We start from the raw sequence: 15320 nt of genomic DNA, 5'->3' as shown, positions 1-15320 counted from the left end.
TTCGACTTTTCTGAGCGACCAGGCTCCCTGGCGCCGCCCTCACCATGCATATTCATATCCTCGGCATTTGCGGTACCTTCATGGGCGGCCTTGCGGTCCTGGCCAAGGAAGCCGGCCACCGCGTCACTGGCTGCGACGCCAACGTCTACCCGCCGATGAGCACCCAGCTCGAAGCACAGGGCATCGAACTGATCCAGGGCTTCGGCCCGGAGCAGATCGCCCTCAATCCCGACCTGTATGTGATCGGCAACGTGGTTTCGCGCGGCAATCCGCTGGTCGAGGAAATCCTCAACCGCAGCCTGCCGTACATGTCGGGCCCGCAGTGGATCGGCGAGCACATCCTGCGCAACAAGTGGGTGCTGGCCGTGGCCGGCACGCACGGCAAGACCACCACCTCGGCGATGCTGGCCTGGATCCTCGAAGACGCCGGCTATTCGCCCGGCTTCCTGATCGGCGGCGTGCCGCTCAACTTCGGCGTGTCGGCGCGCCTGTCGGGCGCCACCGATTCGGATTTCTTCGTCATCGAGGCGGACGAATACGACACCGCGTTCTTCGACAAGCGCAGCAAGTTCGTCCATTACCACGCCAAGACGGCGGTCATGAACAATCTCGAATATGATCACGCCGACATCTTTCCCGACATCGGCGCCATCGAAACCCAGTTTCACCACCTGGTGCGCACCGTCCCCGGCGTCGGCCGGCTGGTCGTCAACGGCGACGAAGCATCGCTCAAGCGCGTGATGAAGCGCGGCTGCTGGAGCGAGCACGAAAGCTTCGGCGCCAGCGACCAGGTCAACTGGAGCATGCTCGAGCACCAGGACGGCAACTTCGACGTTGTCTTCAATGGCGAGCCAGTCGGCACCGTGCAGTGGGGCCTGACCGGGCGCCACAACCGCTCCAATGCGCTGGCCGCGATCGCGGCGGCGCGCCACGTCGGCGTGCCGGTGGCACAGGCGGCCGAATCGCTGACCCGCTTCGACAACGTCAAGCGGCGCATGGAAGTGCGCGGCGTCGTCAACGGCGTCACCGTCTACGACGACTTTGCCCACCACCCGACGGCGATCGCCACCACCGTCGGCGGCCTGCGCCAGAAGATTGGCCAGGAAGGCCGCATCCTCGCCGTGCTCGAGCCGCGCTCGAACACAATGAAACTGGGCGCCATGAAAGACGCGCTGCCCGGCAGCCTGAAGGAAGCCGACCTGGTGTTCGGCTTCGGCAGCCAGCAGGCGCTCGGCTGGAGCCTGGCCGACGCGCTCAAGCCGCTCGGCGCGATCGCCCACAGCTTCGATCAGCTCGACTTCCTCGTCAACGCCATCGTCCAGGCCGCCCAGCCGGGCGACCATATCCTGGTGATGAGCAACGGCGGCTTCGGTGGCGTGCACCAGCGGCTGCTCGAGGCGCTGGCGAAATGATTCTGTATTTGCACGGCTTCCGTTCGTCGCCGGCGTCGTACAAGGCGCGCGTGGTGGCAGGCAGGATGGAAGCACTCGGCCGCGCCGGCGAGCTGGTCTGTCCGCAGCTGCCGGCTTCGCCGCGGCAGGCGATGGACCTGGCCTTGTCGCTGGTCGACGGCGTGCCGGCCGGCCAGCTGGCCATCGTCGGCTCGTCGCTGGGGGGCTACTACGCCACCTGGCTGGCCGAACGGCTCGGCTGCCGCGCGGTACTGCTCAATCCGGCGATCGTGCCGCTGAAAGACCTCGACTCGCACGTCGGCGTCACCACCGCCTGGCATTCGGACCAGCCGTTCGAGTTCAGGCGCGAGTACATCGACGAGCTGCGCGCGCTGAAAGTTGACAAGATTACCCGCCCGGAGCGCTATTTCCTGATTGCGGCCACCGGCGACGAAGTGCTCGACTACCGCGACATGGTGGCGCACTACTCTGGCGCGCGCCAACAGGTGATCGAAGGCAGCGACCATGCCATTTCCGAATTTGCCGATTACGTCGACAACGTGCTCGCTTTCTGCACGCCGGAAGCGGCGCGGTGAGAGGCGCGTCGCTGCGCCAGGCGCTGTGGCACCGCCACGTCAACGCCGTCGCCCCGGCGCCGGCGATGCGCGGCTGGCTGGCGACCGGCGGCTCGCTGACGGCGCGCCTGACGGCGCTCAGCAGCGCGTTTCGCGTGCAGCGCCTGCACCAGCGCGTGGCGCTGTGCCTGGCCGACGAAGCGCGCCCGATCGGCATGGCGCGCCCTGGCCGCGTGTGGGAGCGCGAAGTGCTGCTGCGCTGCGACGGCAAGCCGGTGGTATTTGCCCATACGGTGGTGCCGATGTCGGCAACGGCGACCGACTGGCCGCTGTTCGGCCGGCTCGGCGAGCGCTCGCTTGGCACGACCTTGTTCCGCGATCCGCTGGTGCGCCGCGGCGAGCTCGAATTTGCGCGCTTGCGCGCCGGCCATCCGCTGGCGCGCCGCGCCCGCGCCGCGCTGGGCGACGCCACACCCGACACTGTTTACTATGCGCGCCGCTGCCTGTACCGGCGCCATCAAGGCACGCTGCTGGTCACCGAAGTATTCTTGCCTGCGGTAATTGATCTGATTGCAGCGCCATCAACAACGAACCTGAACTGACTAATGAATCTATTTTTTGAAGAATCCGGCGATTTCAAGGTCGGCACCGTGTTGTCGCAAGCTGGCGAGGCCTACCAGGTTGAAATGCCAAGCGGCAAACGCACCAAGGTCAAGGTCAAGGACGTGCTGCTGCAGTACGAAAAGCCGGGTCCGGCCGAGTTGCTGGACGCCGCCAAGGCGATCGCCGCCGATGTCGACCTCGAATTCCTGTGGGAAGTGGCCGGCCAGGAAGAGTTCGGTTTTGCCGAGCTGGGCGCCGAATATTTCGGCCACGCGCCGCTGGCGCCGGAAGCGGCCGGCCTGGTGCTGGCGCTGCACGGCGCGCCGATCTATTTCTACAAGAAGGGGCGCGGGCGTTACAAGGCGGCGCCCGAGCAATCGCTGCGCGCGGCCCAGGCCGGCATCGAAAAGAAGAAGCAGCAGGGGCTGATCCAGGCCGCCTACGTCGAAGAGATGAAGGCCGGGCGACTGCCGCCTGCGCTGCAGCCGCTGGTGCAGCAACTGCTGTTCAAGCCCGACAAGAATTCGATCGAATACAAGGCGCTGGAGGCCGCTTGCGACGAGCTGCACACGACGCCGCAGCGGCTGATGCTGACCACCGGCGGCATCAAGTCGGCGAAAGAGCTTCACATGGCTCGCTTCCTGTTCGAAAACTTTCCGCGCGGCGCCGGCTTTGCCAGCGTGCCGGTGCCGGCCACGCCGAGCGGTTTGCCGGCCGCCGCCGTCGCCGCGTTCTCGATCGACGACGTTACCACCACCGAAATCGACGATGCCTTTTCGGTCACGCTGCAAGACGACGGCATGGTGCGCGTCGGCATCCACATCGCCGCGCCGGCGCTGGCGGTGCGCCCGGACGATCCGGTCGACAAGCTGGCGCGCGGCCGCATGTCGACCGTGTATATGCCGGGCGACAAGATCACCATGCTGCCCGACGATGTTGTCGAAGCATTCACGCTGGCCGAGGGCAAGACGTGCCCGGCGCTGTCGCTGTACGCCACGCTCGACCCGGCCGACTGGTCCGTCGTGTCGACCGTCACGCGCGCCGAGATGGTGCCCATCAAGAGCAACCTGCGCCACAACGACCTCGACGACCTGGTCAACGAGGAAACGCTGGCCAGCGGCGAGGGCGACTATCCGCACAAGGCCGAGATGGCGTTGCTGTGGAAGTGGGCGCTGCAGCTGGAAGCGGGGCGCATGCTCAAGCGCGAGGCGTTTGGCCTGAAGCCCGAGCAGAACAACCGGGTCGACTTCAATTTTTACGTCGATGACGACGTCGTCTCGGTGGTGCGGCGCAAGCGCGGCGCGCCGCTCGACAAGATCGTCGCCGAGCTGATGATCTTTGCCAACAGCACTTGGGGCAAGCTGATGCACGACAGCGGCGTGCCCGGCATCTACCGTTCGCAGGGCACTGGCGGCGGCGCCGGCTGGGGGGCAAAGTTACAGGTGCGCATGGTCACCCATGCCGCGCCGCACCAGGGTCTCGGCGTCGACCAGTACGCGTGGAGCACGTCGCCGCTGCGCCGCTATACCGACCTGGTCAACCAGTGGCAGATCCTCGCCTGCGCCGAGCACGGCGTGACGGCGCCGCTGGTGGCCCCGTTCAAGCCGCGCGACGCCAACCTGTTCGCCATTGTCTCCGCCTTCGACGCCGCGTACGCCGCCTACAACGAGCACCAGCAGAACATGGAACGCTACTGGTGCCTGCGCTGGCTCGGCCAGCAGGAGGCGCGCCAGGTCGATGCCGTCGTGCTCAAGGATGAAGTGCTGCGGCTGGTCGACATTCCGCTGATCGTGCGCCTGCCCGGCATGCCGTCGGTGGCGCGCGGCGCCCAGGTCAAGCTCGACATTTTGCGCTGGGACGAAGTCGACCTGACGATCGAAGCGCGGCTGCTGGACATTCCAGTCGCCGCCGAGATTCCGGCCGATGCCGAGCTCGACTACGGCGAAGAAGAAGACAGCGGCCAGGCCGCGGTCACCGAGGCGGTCGAAGCCGAAGGCATCGTCGCGGTCGTCACGCCCGAGCCCGAGGCAAGCTGAAAACACTGCTGTACAACGCTGGGGTCAGGTCTGACATTCGGACAAATTGCTGGGGTCAGGTCTGACATTCGGACAAATTGCTGGGGTCAGGTCTGACATTCGGACAAATTTGCCAGTCGACTTAGCGAACACGAGTAACGAATTTCTGTCGAGTATGGGCGCCCGTGACTAAGAGCAAAGAATGTGCGTTTTTAGCCAGCCCAATGTCCGAATGTCAGACCTGACCCCAGCCAGATGTCCGAATGTCAGACCTGACCCCAGCGTTTGTACTTGCTGGGCGACAAAATGTCCGAATGTCGGCACTGACCGCGGGGCGACGGGTTAGAATTCAACATTCTGTAGTTCAATAGATTCGAAGCCCGGTACCGCGTGAAGTCTTTACTAGAAAACCGTTCCATGGTCATCGCCATCACCTTCTCGGTGCTGGCGCACGCGGCACTGCTCGCGGTGCGGTTCGTCGCGCCCGATGCCTTCAAGCTGCAGCCGGCCGACCCCGGCCTCGAGGTGATCCTGGTCAACGCCAAGCACGCCAACCGGCCGATCAAGGCCGACGCCATCGCCCAGGCCAACCTCGACGGCGGCGGCCAGGCCGATGCCGGCCGCTCGAAGTCGCCCCTGCCCGATATGCGCAAGAGCGAGGACGGCGACAGCCTGAAGGCGATGCAGAAAAAAATCGCCGAGTACGAGGCGGTGCAGCAAAACCTGCTCACGCGCGCGCGCAACACCAATTACCGGGCGCCGCCGGTCACCGAAAAGGACAAGCCCGATCCGGCCCGCAACGGCAACGACCTGCTCGAGTCGAGCAAGGCGATCGCCCGCGCAACCGCCGAGATCAGCACCGTCATCGACGAACAGAACAAGCGGCCGAAGAAGACCTTCATTTCGCCAAGCACCCAGGAAGTCGGCTACGCGATGTATTACAAGGCAATGCAAAAGCGCGTCGAGGAAATCGGCACGCTGAACTTCCCGCAGGTGAACGGGCGCAAGATGTACGGCGAAATGATCCTGGAAATTCCGGTTTTCCAGGATGGCACCATCTACGTCAAGGATGGCGGCGTCATGGTCAAGAAGAGCTCCGGCAATCCGGCGCTCGACAAGGCGGCGCTGGCCATCGTGCGCCGCTCGGCGCCGTTCGGCAAGTTCCCGCCAAACATGCTGTCGTCCGACAAGGACGACGTCTGGATCGTCATCACGCGCTTCAATTTCACCCGCGAAGAAGTGCTGCGCACCAATGTCGGAGCCGCGCAGTGACGGACCGCTATTGTTTGATCGGCAACCCGGTGGCGCACAGCAGGTCGCCGGCCATCCACGCCGAGTTCGCCCGCCAGACCGGCCAGCAGCTTGCGTACGAAACCTGCCTGGCCCCGCTCGACGCGTTCGCCGCCACCGTGCGCGCGCTGCGTGACGCCGGCTATCGCGGCGCCAACGTGACCTTGCCGTTCAAGCTCGACGCGGCCGGCCTTGCCGATACGCTCAGCGCGCGCGCCAGCGCCGCCGGCGCCGTCAACACGCTCAGCTTCACCGATGCCGGCATCGCCGGCGACAACACCGACGGCGCCGGCATGGTCAACGACATCTTGTGCAACGCCGGCTTCGCCATCGAGGGCGCGCGCGTGCTGCTGCTCGGCGCCGGCGGCGCTGCCCGCGGCGCGATCCTGCCGCTGCTCGAACAGCGCCCGGCGCAGCTGGTCATCGCCAACCGCACCGTCGCCACCGCCGAGCACCTCGCCGCCACCTTCGGCGGCCACGGCGTGCCGGTGTCGGCGTCCGCCTTCACCGCCGTCGATGGCCGCTTCGACATCGTCGTCAACGCCACGTCGGCCAGCCTGGCCGGCGCCTTGCCGCCGCTGCCGCCGGCCTTGTTCGGCGCCGGCACGCTGGCGCTCGACATGATGTACGCGGCCGATCCGACGCCGTTCATGCGCTTCGCCGGCGACCTCGGCGCCACCGCGCGCGACGGCCTCGGCATGCTGGTCGAACAGGCCGCCGAAGCGTTTTTCGTCTGGCGCGGGATACGCCCCCAAACTTCAGCCTTGCTCGCGGCGATGCGCGCGGCATGACGCGCGCGCGCAAACGCCGCGGCTGGCTCAAGTGGATCGTGCTCGGCCCGCTGCTGCTGGTGCTGCTGTTGCAGCTGGTTTTTTTTGCGCAGATCTGCTGGTGGACCCGCTTCAATCCATCGATGACGAGCTTCATGTCGGCGCAACTCGATGCACTGCGCGTGAAAAATCCGAAAGCTGCGCTGGAACACAGGTGGGTGCCGTACCGCGCCATCTCCGCCAACCTCAAGCGCGCTGTGATCGCATCTGAAGACGCCAACTTCATCGTCCACGACGGCGTCGACTGGCTGGCGCTGGAAAAAGCCTACGCCAAGAATAACAAGAAGCAGAAAGTGGTCGGCGGCGGTTCCACCATCACCCAGCAACTGGCCAAGAACCTGTTCCTGTCCGGCTCGCGCAGTTACCTGCGCAAGGCCCAGGAGATGGTCATCGCGTTCATGCTCGAAACGGTCATGAGCAAGGAGCGCATCCTCGAGATCTACCTCAACGTGGTCGAGTTTGGCCGCGGCGTGTTCGGCGCCGAGGCGGCCGCGCGCCACTATTACGGCGTGCCGGCGGCCAGCCTGTCGGCGGCGCAGGCGGCGCGGCTGGCGGTAATGCTGCCCAACCCGCGCTATTACGACCGCCACCGCGACACCAATTACCTGTCGCGCCGCACCACCCTGATCATGATGCGGATGAATTCGGCCGAGCTGCCATAACAAGGAAAAACAACGATGAACAAGCACCAGCGCGGTGAACTCAATCTGGTATCGGTAGCCATTGTGTCGGCCGTGGTGGCGGCGGTGGCGATGGCGGCGATCTGGTCGATGCGTCACGAACGCAACCTGTTCGCCGAAGGCGTCGCCGCGGTGACCGGTACCGCGCCCGCGCGCCAGGCCGCCGCTGTCATCGACGCCGCCCGCCAGACGGTCGCCGGCACGCCTTCCGGCGCCATGCGCAAGTGCGTCATCGACGGCAAGACCGTCATTTCCAACACCGATTGCCTCGACACCAACAAGACCAGCAAGACGATCCGCATCACCGACACGCGCGGCTTCGAGGCGCCGAAAGTGCCGGCGAAAGAGGCCGCCGCGCCGACGTCCGACCCGGCGATCGACAAAATCATCGAAAAACAGTTGCGCTAAGGGGAAATTGTTGTTTCCGGGTGACTTAAACATATGCTTGCGGGTACACTTGCGCTGTTTTGAATCCGGCCGAGAATTCGCATGATCAATGTATTTGTCCTACAGAATGGCCGGCTCAACCAGGTTCCCATCGCTTCGCGCGCGGATCTCGAAAACGTCGAGCCGGTCTGGGTCGACCTGACCGACCCCAACGACGACGAGCGCGCGTGGGTCAAGGCCATCTATGGCGTGATCCTGCCGGGCGAAGACGAGGTCAAGGACATCGAGGCGTCGGCCCGCTATTACGAAGCGGAGAACGGCGACCTGCACCTGCGCACCGATTTTCTGCTCGAGGAAGACGACGGCCCGTCGCGCGTCGTCACCGTCGCCTTCATCCTGGCGCGCAAGATGCTGTTCTCGGTGCACACCGACGACCTGCCGGTGTTTCGCCTGGTGCGCATGCGCGCCCGCTCGCGGCCCGGCTCGATCGAAGACTACATGGACGTGCTGCTCGACCTGTACGCCACCGACGCCGAATATTCGGCCGATGCGCTCGAGGGCATCTACCAGAATCTCGAAGAAGTCTCGGGGCGCGTGCTGCAGGAACAGTTCACCGACGAAGACGCCGCCGCGGCGCTGAGCGCGATCGCCCATGAAGAGGACTTGAACGGCCGGATCCGCCGCAACATGATGGATACGCGGCGCGCGGTCAGCTTCCTGATGCGCGGCCGGCTGCTCAACGCCGAGCAGTTCGAAGAGGCGCGCCAGATCCTGCGCGACATCGAGTCGCTCGACGGCCACACCTCGTTCCTGTTCGATAAGATCAACTTCCTGATGGCCGCCACCGTCGGTTTCATCAACATCAACCAGAACAAGATCATCAAGATGTTCTCGGTGGCCTCGGTTGCCTTCCTGCCGCCGACGCTGATCGCCAGCATCTACGGCATGAACTTCAAGTGGTTCCCGGAGTTGGAATGGCCTTTCGGCTACCCGTTCGCCATCGCGCTGATGCTGACCAGCGCAATCGCCCCGTTCTGGTACTTCCGCCGCCGCGGCTGGCTCAAATAAAGTCGGCTGACAAGAGGGCCTGACCAAAGGGGTCTGACCCGCTTTCTGGGTCAGACCCCGGTGCAGTTAGCTCCAAGACCGTCGTGCCCGCCATTGGCGGACCCGACTTCCCGCGCAGGCGCGAACTCCTACCACGTCTGATCAAAGATGGCGTGGATCCCCGCCTGCGCGGGGATGACGTTAATTCTTATGGTGGTGTGATCCGCTTCCGCGACTTCTACCGCCGCTCAAGCCAGCCGCGCAAACACCTTGCGAGCCGCCGCCAAGGTCTCCTCGATCACCGCATCATCGTGCATCGCCGAGACAAACCCCGCCTCGAACGCCGCCGGCGCGAAGTACACGCCTTCATCGAGCATGCCGTGGAAGAACGCATTGAAGCGCGTCTTATCGCCCGCCATCATCTGGCCGTAACTGGCCGGCACATTCTGGCTGAAGTACATGCCGAACATGCCGCCGACCGAATCGGCGCAGAACGTCACGCCGGCTTCCTTCGCCGCCGCCGTCAACCCCGCCACCAGCTTGCCCGCCTGCGCCGACAGCTTTTCATAGAACCCCGGCTGCTGCACCAGCGCCAGCGTCGCCATGCCGGCCGCCACCGCTACCGGGTTGCCCGACAAGGTGCCGGCCTGGTAGACCGCGCCGATCGGCGCCATGTTGTGCATCAGCTGCGCGCTGCCGCCGAAGGCCGCCACCGGCATGCCGCCGCCGATCACCTTGCCCAGCGCTGTCAGGTCCGGTGTGATGCCATACAGTTCCTGGGCGCCGCCCAGGCCGACGCGGAATCCGCACATCACTTCGTCGAAAATGAGCACCGCGCCATGCTCGGTGCACAGCCTGCGCATCGCGCCGAGGAACTCGGGCGTGGCGCGGATCAGGTTCATGTTGCCGGCCACCGGTTCGACGATGACGCAGGCGATGGTGTCGCCCATCGATTCGAACGCGTCTTCCAGCTGCGCGACGTTGTTATAGTCAAGCACCAAGGTGTGCTTGACGAAGTCCTCCGGCACGCCGGCCGACGTCGGATTGCCGAACGTGAGCAGGCCGCTGCCGGCTTTGACCAGCAGCGAATCGGCGTGGCCGTGGTAGCAGCCCTCGAACTTGACGATCTTGTCGCGCCCGGTGGCGCCGCGCGCCAGGCGCAGCGCGCTCATGGTCGCTTCGGTCCCGGACGACACCAGCCGCACCTGCTCGATCGACGGCACCAGCTTGCAGATTTCCTCGGCCATTTCGATTTCGCCCAGCGTCGGCGCGCCGAACGACAGGCCGCGCGCGGCTGCGTCCTGCACCGCCTTGACCACCTGCGGGTGCGCGTGGCCGACGATCGCCGGACCCCACGAGCCGATGTAGTCGATGTAGCGCTTGCCGTCGGCGTCCCAGAAGTACGGGCCTTCTGCGCGCGTGATGAAGCGCGGCGTGCCGCCGACCGATTTGAAGGCGCGCACGGGCGAGTTGACGCCGCCCGGGGTGGTGAGCTGCGCGCGCTCGAACAGGATGTCGTTTTGGGAAGTGGAAGCAGTAGTCATGATTGAACGATTCAAGCGTGAGAGAAAAGTAGGGCTCAGGCGGCGCTGAACGGCGCGGCCCGAAAGAATTTGTTCGGCACCAGCTTGCCCATGCCGAAGCGCTGCGCGTGGGCCAGCGCGCCGTGCGTGTACTCCTGCGCCGCGCGCACCGCCGCCAGCGGCGCCAGGCCCTGCGCCATCAGCGCTGCCAGCGCCGCCGACATGGTGCTGCCGGCGCCGACAAACGGGCCGGCAAAGTGCGGGAAGCTGAAGGTGTCGACCACGCCGTTTTCGTCGAACAGCGTGTTCGAGATGGTCGCGCTGTCTCCTTTGCCGGCGGCACCGGTGCAGGTGACCAGTACCAGGGCGCAGCCCATGCCGGTCAGTTCGGCGACGTCTTGCGCCAGCATGTCGCCGCTGCCGCCTTCGCGCCACGTCTCGGCCATGCGCGCCAGTTCGACCTGCGACAGCAGCAGCACGCTCGCCTGCGGCACCAGGATCTGGCGGATCGCCATCAGCATGTCGTCGTCGGCCAGACCCGAATCGGGAAGGCTGGACAGGAACGGGTCGACGATCAGCGGCACGTCCGGATAGTCGGAGACGATTTCGGCGATCGCCGACGCCTGTTCGATGCTGGTCAGGGCGCCGACCTTGAAGGCGGCCACCGGCATGTCTTCGAGCAGCACGCGGGCCTGGTCGATTACCCAGTCGGCGTCGGTCTCGTCGATGTCCTCGACGCGCGCGGTATCGGCGATCAACAGGCCGGTGATGGCCGACAGGCCGTGGCAGCCAAGCGCGGAAAACACCGCGAGGTCGGCCTGGATGCCGGTGGCGCCGACCGGGTCGGACACGCCGAACGTTAATATGAGGGGAGTTGTTTGGATTTGCACGGCGGGTAGATTAAGATACCTGATTCGGCATTTTACTAGATACAAGGATCCTCAACGTGAGTAGCAATGAAACAACGCAGGCGGCAGCGGTGCCATTTCAAACCTGGATGTGCCTGATCTGCGGCTGGGTCTACGATGAAGCGGCCGGCCTGCCCGACGAAGGCCTCGCGCCCGGCACCCGCTGGGCCGACGTGCCGATGAACTGGACGTGCCCGGAATGCGGCGCCCGCAAGGACGATTTCGAAATGACGGCGATCTAATGATCGTTATCTAACAGCGCAAAAATAAGAGTTGACGTCGTAGTTGATTCACTGCAACATTTAACGCACAGAAGTCTTGCCCTATGGTATCGTGCTGATTCATGCTGAAGTGACCTAACTATGACGAACTCGCAGCAACCCTCCGGCTTGAAGATCATGGTGATCGACGACAGCAGCACCATTCGCCGCTCCGCCGAGATCTTCCTGACCCAGGCCGGCTACCAGGTAGTGCTGGCCGACGACGGCTTCGATGCGCTGGCAAAGATCAACGACCACCATCCGGCGTTGGTATTTTGCGACATCCTGATGCCGCGTCTCGACGGCTACCAGACCTGCGCCCTGATCAAGAAAAGCGCGCGCTTTCACACCACCCCCGTGCTGATGCTGTCGTCCAAGGACGGCCTGTTCGACCGTGCGCGCGGCGCCATGGTCGGCTCCGCGGCATACCTCACCAAACCGTTCAGCAAGGACAGCTTGCTGGCGGCCGTGCGCGAACATACGGCCAATTTGGCCTGACCAGACACCAACAGGAGCGCCACGTGGCCATTCAAAACATCCTTATCGTCGACGACTCCCCGACCGAGCGCTACTACCTGACCGACATCCTGGTCAAGAACGGCTTCACCGTCACCACCGCCGAAAACGGCGAGGAGGCGCTGGCCCAGATCAAGGCGCAAAAGCCGCAGCTGATCCTGATGGATGTGGTCATGCCCGGCGCGAACGGCTTCCAGGTGACGCGCTCGATCGCGCGCGACCCGGAACTGGCCAACGTCCCGATCATCATCTGCAGCAGCAAGAACCAGGAGACCGACCGCATCTGGGGCCTGCGCCAGGGCGCGCGCGGCTACCTCGTCAAGCCGGTCGATCCGCAGGCGCTGCTCGACAAGATCGCCACGCTCGGTGCCGCCTGAAATGACCGCCAGCGACAACGGCGTTGCCGCGCCGGCCCGGCTTGACGCGGCCGGGCGCCGCACCCGCCTGCGCCAGTACCAGGTGCAGCTGCTCGAACGGATGCAGGCCGCGCGCGCCAACACCGGCGCCAGCGTCAACCAGCTCGGCGTGCAAATTGGCGCCGACCGCTACCTGCTCGACCTGACCCAGGCCGGCGAAATCGTGCCGCTGCCGCCGGTCACCGTCGTGCCGCTGACGCAGCCCTGGTACCTGGGCCTGGCCAACATCCGCGGTAACCTGGTCGGCATCATCGACCTGGCGCGCTACCTCGGCCTGGGCGACACGCAGGTCGGCGCCGACAGCCGCATCGTCACCTTCGCCGGCACGCTTGGATTTAACTGCGGCCTGCTGGTGGGTCGGGTGTACGGCCTGCGCCACGCCGCCGGCATGCAGGCGGCCGGCGACTGCCTTCGTGACACCGACGGCAATGACTGGACCGCCCTCGACCTGGCCGCACTGGTCGGCGACGAACGCTTTCTGCACGTCGGTATCTAACTAATTACATGTAGTGGTCACACCTTAGGGACTGGGAGCTGGTATGGGATTCGCGTCGAAACTGTCAATGGGATTTTCGCCGAAGGGCAAACCCGAGCACGAGGTCGCGCTGACTTCGCCCGATACCCAGTTCGGCCCGCAGCCGGTGGCGTCGCCAATGCCGCTGCGCGCCGAGCCGGCGCCGGCGGGCGCCGCGGCGCCCGCCGAAGATCCCGCCCGTCCGCTCAGCCTGGGCGGCATCATGCGCCGCAAGCGCGCCGCCAGTACGCCGACCGAAGCGGCGCAGGACCTGCAGCTGCCGCTCATTGGCCACCTGTCGCTGGCCCGCCAGCTGCGCATCCTGCTGGTCGCCTTCGTCGTCGGCATCCTGCTCACCATCGTCGCGCTGTGGCAGAACTCCGCCTCCAACGTCGTCGCCTCGGCCCAGACGCAGATCGCCAGTGACGCGCTGATGCACTCGCAGCGGGTCGGCAAGGCGGCGCCGAATGCCATCCAGGGCAATCCGGAAGCGTTCGCCCAGCTCGACGAGAGCCGCCTGCAACTCACCAGCGACCTCAATCTGCTCGCGCGCGGCGGCGATTCGTCCGGCCAGCGCATCCCGGCGCCGTCGGCCGCCATGGCCAGGTCGCTGGCCGAAGCGCGCGCCAAGTGGGTCAGCTCCGACAACGCCGCCGGCACCATCCTCAAGATGAAGCCTGAGCTGATCGGCTTCAAGAGCACGCTGCGGCAGCTCGATACGCTGTCGCCCGAACTGCTGTCCATGACCGACGAGCTGCTGACCCAGAAAGTGCAGCGCGGCGGCAGCGCGCGCGAACTGGCCGCGATCGGCCGCATGATGATGCTGACCCAGCGCCTGTCGCGCAGCGCCAGCGAATTTCTCACCTCCGGGCGCATCCGCTCCGACACCGCCTTCCAGCTTGGCCGCGATACCGGCACCGTGCGCGCCACCATCGACGGCTTCCTGACCGGCAGCGCGACGCTCGGCCTGGCTGCCGTCACCGATCCCGACATGCGCGAAAAACTGGTCGCCATCAAGTCGCGCTTCGACACCTACCAGAAGCTGGTCGCCTCGATCCTCGACAACCTGCCGCGCTTTACCGCCGCCAAGGGCGCCGAGCAGTCGATCTTCTTCGAGAACGAAGAAATCAAGAAGCTGCTCTCTGGCGTGCAGGTGAGCTACCGCAACAACCAGGATTCGACCGACGCGTGGTTCTGGCTGATGGTGGTGTCGTCGATCTTCACGCTCGCCACTGCCGGCAGTATCAGCCGCGTGATGCTGCAGGATTCGCGCAACCGCACCCGCGGCGCCGACAGCCGGCGCGAAGAAGCCGAGGCGCTGCGCCTGCTCTCGCAAACCAAGGAAGAAGAAGCGAAGGCCACCAACGACCAGAACCAGGCCGCCATTTTGCGCCTGATGAACGAGCTGCAGGAAGTGGCGGACGGCGACCTGACGGTGCACGCAACGGTGTCCGAAGACATCACCGGCGCCATCGCCGACTCGGTCAACTACACCGTCGAGGAGCTGCGCGGGCTGGTCGAACGGGTCACCACCACCGCCGAGCAGGTGACGTCGGCGTCGACCAACGCCCAGAACATTTCAAGCGACCTGCTCACCGCGACCCAGCAGCAGTCGCGTGAAATTCAGGACGCGTCGGCCACGGTGCTGAAGATGGCTTCCGAGATCAACGACGTGTCGAAGTCGGCCAACGAGTCGGCCGAAGTGGCGCGCCAGTCGGTGGCAGCGGCGCACCAGGGTTCGACCGCGGTGGAAAACGCCATCAAGGGCATGCACGAGATTCGCGAGCAGATCCAGGAAACGTCGAAGCGCATCAAGCGCCTGGGCGAATCGTCGCAGGAGATTGGCGAGATCACCGAGCTCATTTCCGACATTACCGAGCAGACCAACGTGCTGGCGCTGAACGCGGCGATCCAGGCCGCATCGGCCGGCGAAGCGGGACGCGGCTTCTCGGTGGTGGCCGAAGAGGTGCAGCGCCTCGCGGAACGCTCGGCCGAAGCGGCCAAGCAGATCGGCGCGCTGGTGCGCACCATTCAGACCGATACCCACGACGCCGTGGCCGCAATGGAGAAGTCGACTCAGGGCGTGGTCGAGGGAGCCAGGCTGTCGGACGCCGCCGGCGCCGCGCTGACGGACATCTCGGGCGTGTCGAACCGCCTCGCCGAGCTGATCCAGGGAATCTCGTTCGCCACCGAACTGCAGGCCACGTCGGCCAACGGGGTGGCGCATAACATCCAGCACATCCTGTCGGTGACCGAACATACCCAGGACGGCACGATGCAGACTGCCCAATCGATTCGCCAGCTGACGATGCTGGCGCAGGAACTGAAAAACTCGGTGTCGCGCTTCCGCGTCGTCGCCTGAAAG

16 protein-coding genes are annotated in these 15320 nt (G+C 65.4%); 14 read left to right on the top strand and 2 right to left on the bottom strand.

The features are described from left to right. The first annotated feature begins 44 nt into the window (after positions 1-44). The 9 genes from mpl (at position 45) to corA (ending at position 8839) form a co-directional block, all read left to right on the top strand. Positions 45-1412 carry a UDP-N-acetylmuramate:L-alanyl-gamma-D-glutamyl-meso-diaminopimelate ligase gene (gene mpl / locus CR105_RS03540; protein ID WP_099787061.1) on the top strand — a complete coding sequence of 456 codons (1368 nt, stop codon included), beginning with the start codon at positions 45-47 and terminating at the stop codon, positions 1410-1412. Then, positions 1409-1987 (top strand): YqiA/YcfP family alpha/beta fold hydrolase, encoded by a 579-nt coding sequence (locus CR105_RS03535; RefSeq protein ID WP_099787060.1) that lies wholly within the window; start codon positions 1409-1411, stop codon positions 1985-1987. The genes mpl and CR105_RS03535 overlap by 4 nt, the downstream gene beginning before the upstream one ends. Beyond that, entirely contained in the window at positions 1984-2568 is a 585-nt protein-coding gene (locus CR105_RS03530) for a chorismate--pyruvate lyase family protein (RefSeq protein ID WP_099787059.1), read from the top strand. Before CR105_RS03535 ends, CR105_RS03530 begins: the two co-directional genes overlap by 4 nt. A 3-nt stretch (positions 2569-2571) precedes the next feature. Further along, entirely contained in the window at positions 2572-4605 is a 2034-nt protein-coding gene (locus CR105_RS03525) for a ribonuclease catalytic domain-containing protein (protein ID WP_099787058.1), read from the top strand. 396 nt (positions 4606-5001) lie between these two features. Next, positions 5002-5856 (top strand): energy transducer TonB family protein, encoded by an 855-nt coding sequence (locus CR105_RS03520; protein ID WP_099787057.1) that lies wholly within the window; start codon positions 5002-5004, stop codon positions 5854-5856. Beyond that, positions 5853-6665, top strand: coding sequence for a shikimate dehydrogenase (gene aroE / locus CR105_RS03515; RefSeq protein ID WP_099787056.1), 813 nt, complete (start codon positions 5853-5855; stop codon positions 6663-6665). The genes CR105_RS03520 and aroE overlap by 4 nt, the downstream gene beginning before the upstream one ends. Continuing rightward, complete coding sequence (mtgA, locus tag CR105_RS03510; protein ID WP_099787055.1) at positions 6662-7366, top strand: monofunctional biosynthetic peptidoglycan transglycosylase; 705 nt, start codon at positions 6662-6664, stop codon at positions 7364-7366. The genes aroE and mtgA overlap by 4 nt, the downstream gene beginning before the upstream one ends. Positions 7367-7381: 15 nt before the next feature. Further along, the gene (locus tag CR105_RS03505; RefSeq protein WP_229413608.1) at positions 7382-7792 is read left to right on the top strand and encodes a DUF4124 domain-containing protein; all 411 of its coding nucleotides are present in this window, start codon (positions 7382-7384) and stop codon (positions 7790-7792) included. Between the two features lie 81 nt (positions 7793-7873). Then, on the top strand, positions 7874-8839 hold the full coding sequence (gene corA, locus CR105_RS03500; protein ID WP_099787054.1) for a magnesium/cobalt transporter CorA: 966 nt from the start codon (positions 7874-7876) through the stop codon (positions 8837-8839). Positions 8840-9066: 227 nt separating this feature from the next. On the opposite strand, the gene hemL is transcribed toward corA, so the two are convergent. After that, positions 9067-10362 (bottom strand): glutamate-1-semialdehyde 2,1-aminomutase, encoded by a 1296-nt coding sequence (gene hemL / locus CR105_RS03495; protein ID WP_099787053.1) that lies wholly within the window; start codon positions 10360-10362, stop codon positions 9067-9069. Positions 10363-10397: 35 nt separating this feature from the next. Next, a complete protein-coding gene (gene thiD / locus CR105_RS03490; protein ID WP_099787052.1) occupies positions 10398-11231 on the bottom strand; it encodes a bifunctional hydroxymethylpyrimidine kinase/phosphomethylpyrimidine kinase in 834 nt (277 codons plus the stop codon). A 56-nt stretch (positions 11232-11287) separates the two neighbouring features. On the opposite strand from thiD, the gene CR105_RS03485 reads away from it, so the two are divergent. The 5 genes from CR105_RS03485 (at position 11288) to CR105_RS03465 (ending at position 15317) form a co-directional block, all read left to right on the top strand. After that, entirely contained in the window at positions 11288-11491 is a 204-nt protein-coding gene (locus tag CR105_RS03485; protein WP_370660666.1) for a rubredoxin, read from the top strand. 120 nt (positions 11492-11611) lie between these two features. Then, positions 11612-12007 carry a response regulator gene (locus CR105_RS03480; RefSeq protein ID WP_099787050.1) on the top strand — a complete coding sequence of 132 codons (396 nt, stop codon included), beginning with the start codon at positions 11612-11614 and terminating at the stop codon, positions 12005-12007. Between the two features lie 23 nt (positions 12008-12030). Beyond that, positions 12031-12402, top strand: coding sequence for a response regulator (locus tag CR105_RS03475; RefSeq protein ID WP_099787049.1), 372 nt, complete (start codon positions 12031-12033; stop codon positions 12400-12402). A gap of 1 nt (position 12403) precedes the next feature. Next, positions 12404-12937: a chemotaxis protein CheW gene (locus CR105_RS03470; RefSeq protein ID WP_099787048.1), complete on the top strand. Its 534-nt coding sequence runs from the start codon at positions 12404-12406 to the stop codon at positions 12935-12937. Positions 12938-13004: 67 nt separating this feature from the next. After that, positions 13005-15317 (top strand): methyl-accepting chemotaxis protein, encoded by a 2313-nt coding sequence (locus tag CR105_RS03465; protein ID WP_099787432.1) that lies wholly within the window; start codon positions 13005-13007, stop codon positions 15315-15317. Positions 15318-15320 lie beyond the last annotated feature (3 nt).

The sequence above is a fragment of the Massilia eurypsychrophila genome, assembly GCF_002760655.1.
In the GTDB taxonomy this organism is placed as follows: Bacteria; Pseudomonadota; Gammaproteobacteria; order Burkholderiales; family Burkholderiaceae_D; genus JAFCUW01.
The sequence above is the reverse complement of the archived record's forward strand: the minus strand, read 5'-3'. Positions and strand labels throughout refer to the sequence as shown.

Coding starts and splice junctions, on each gene's coding strand:
- mpl (WP_099787061.1), top strand. CDS start 45: ATGCATATTCATATCCTCGGCATTTGCGGTACCTTCATGGGCGGCCTT.
- CR105_RS03535 (WP_099787060.1), top strand. CDS start 1,409: ATGATTCTGTATTTGCACGGCTTCCGTTCGTCGCCGGCGTCGTACAAG.
- CR105_RS03525 (WP_099787058.1), top strand. CDS start 2,572: ATGAATCTATTTTTTGAAGAATCCGGCGATTTCAAGGTCGGCACCGTG.
- CR105_RS03520 (WP_099787057.1), top strand. CDS start 5,002: ATGGTCATCGCCATCACCTTCTCGGTGCTGGCGCACGCGGCACTGCTC.
- mtgA (WP_099787055.1), top strand. CDS start 6,662: ATGACGCGCGCGCGCAAACGCCGCGGCTGGCTCAAGTGGATCGTGCTC.
- CR105_RS03505 (WP_229413608.1), top strand. CDS start 7,382: ATGAACAAGCACCAGCGCGGTGAACTCAATCTGGTATCGGTAGCCATT.
- corA (WP_099787054.1), top strand. CDS start 7,874: ATGATCAATGTATTTGTCCTACAGAATGGCCGGCTCAACCAGGTTCCC.
- hemL (WP_099787053.1), bottom strand. CDS start 10,362: ATGACTACTGCTTCCACTTCCCAAAACGACATCCTGTTCGAGCGCGCG.
- CR105_RS03480 (WP_099787050.1), top strand. CDS start 11,612: ATGACGAACTCGCAGCAACCCTCCGGCTTGAAGATCATGGTGATCGAC.
- CR105_RS03470 (WP_099787048.1), top strand. CDS start 12,404: ATGACCGCCAGCGACAACGGCGTTGCCGCGCCGGCCCGGCTTGACGCG.
- CR105_RS03465 (WP_099787432.1), top strand. CDS start 13,005: ATGGGATTTTCGCCGAAGGGCAAACCCGAGCACGAGGTCGCGCTGACT.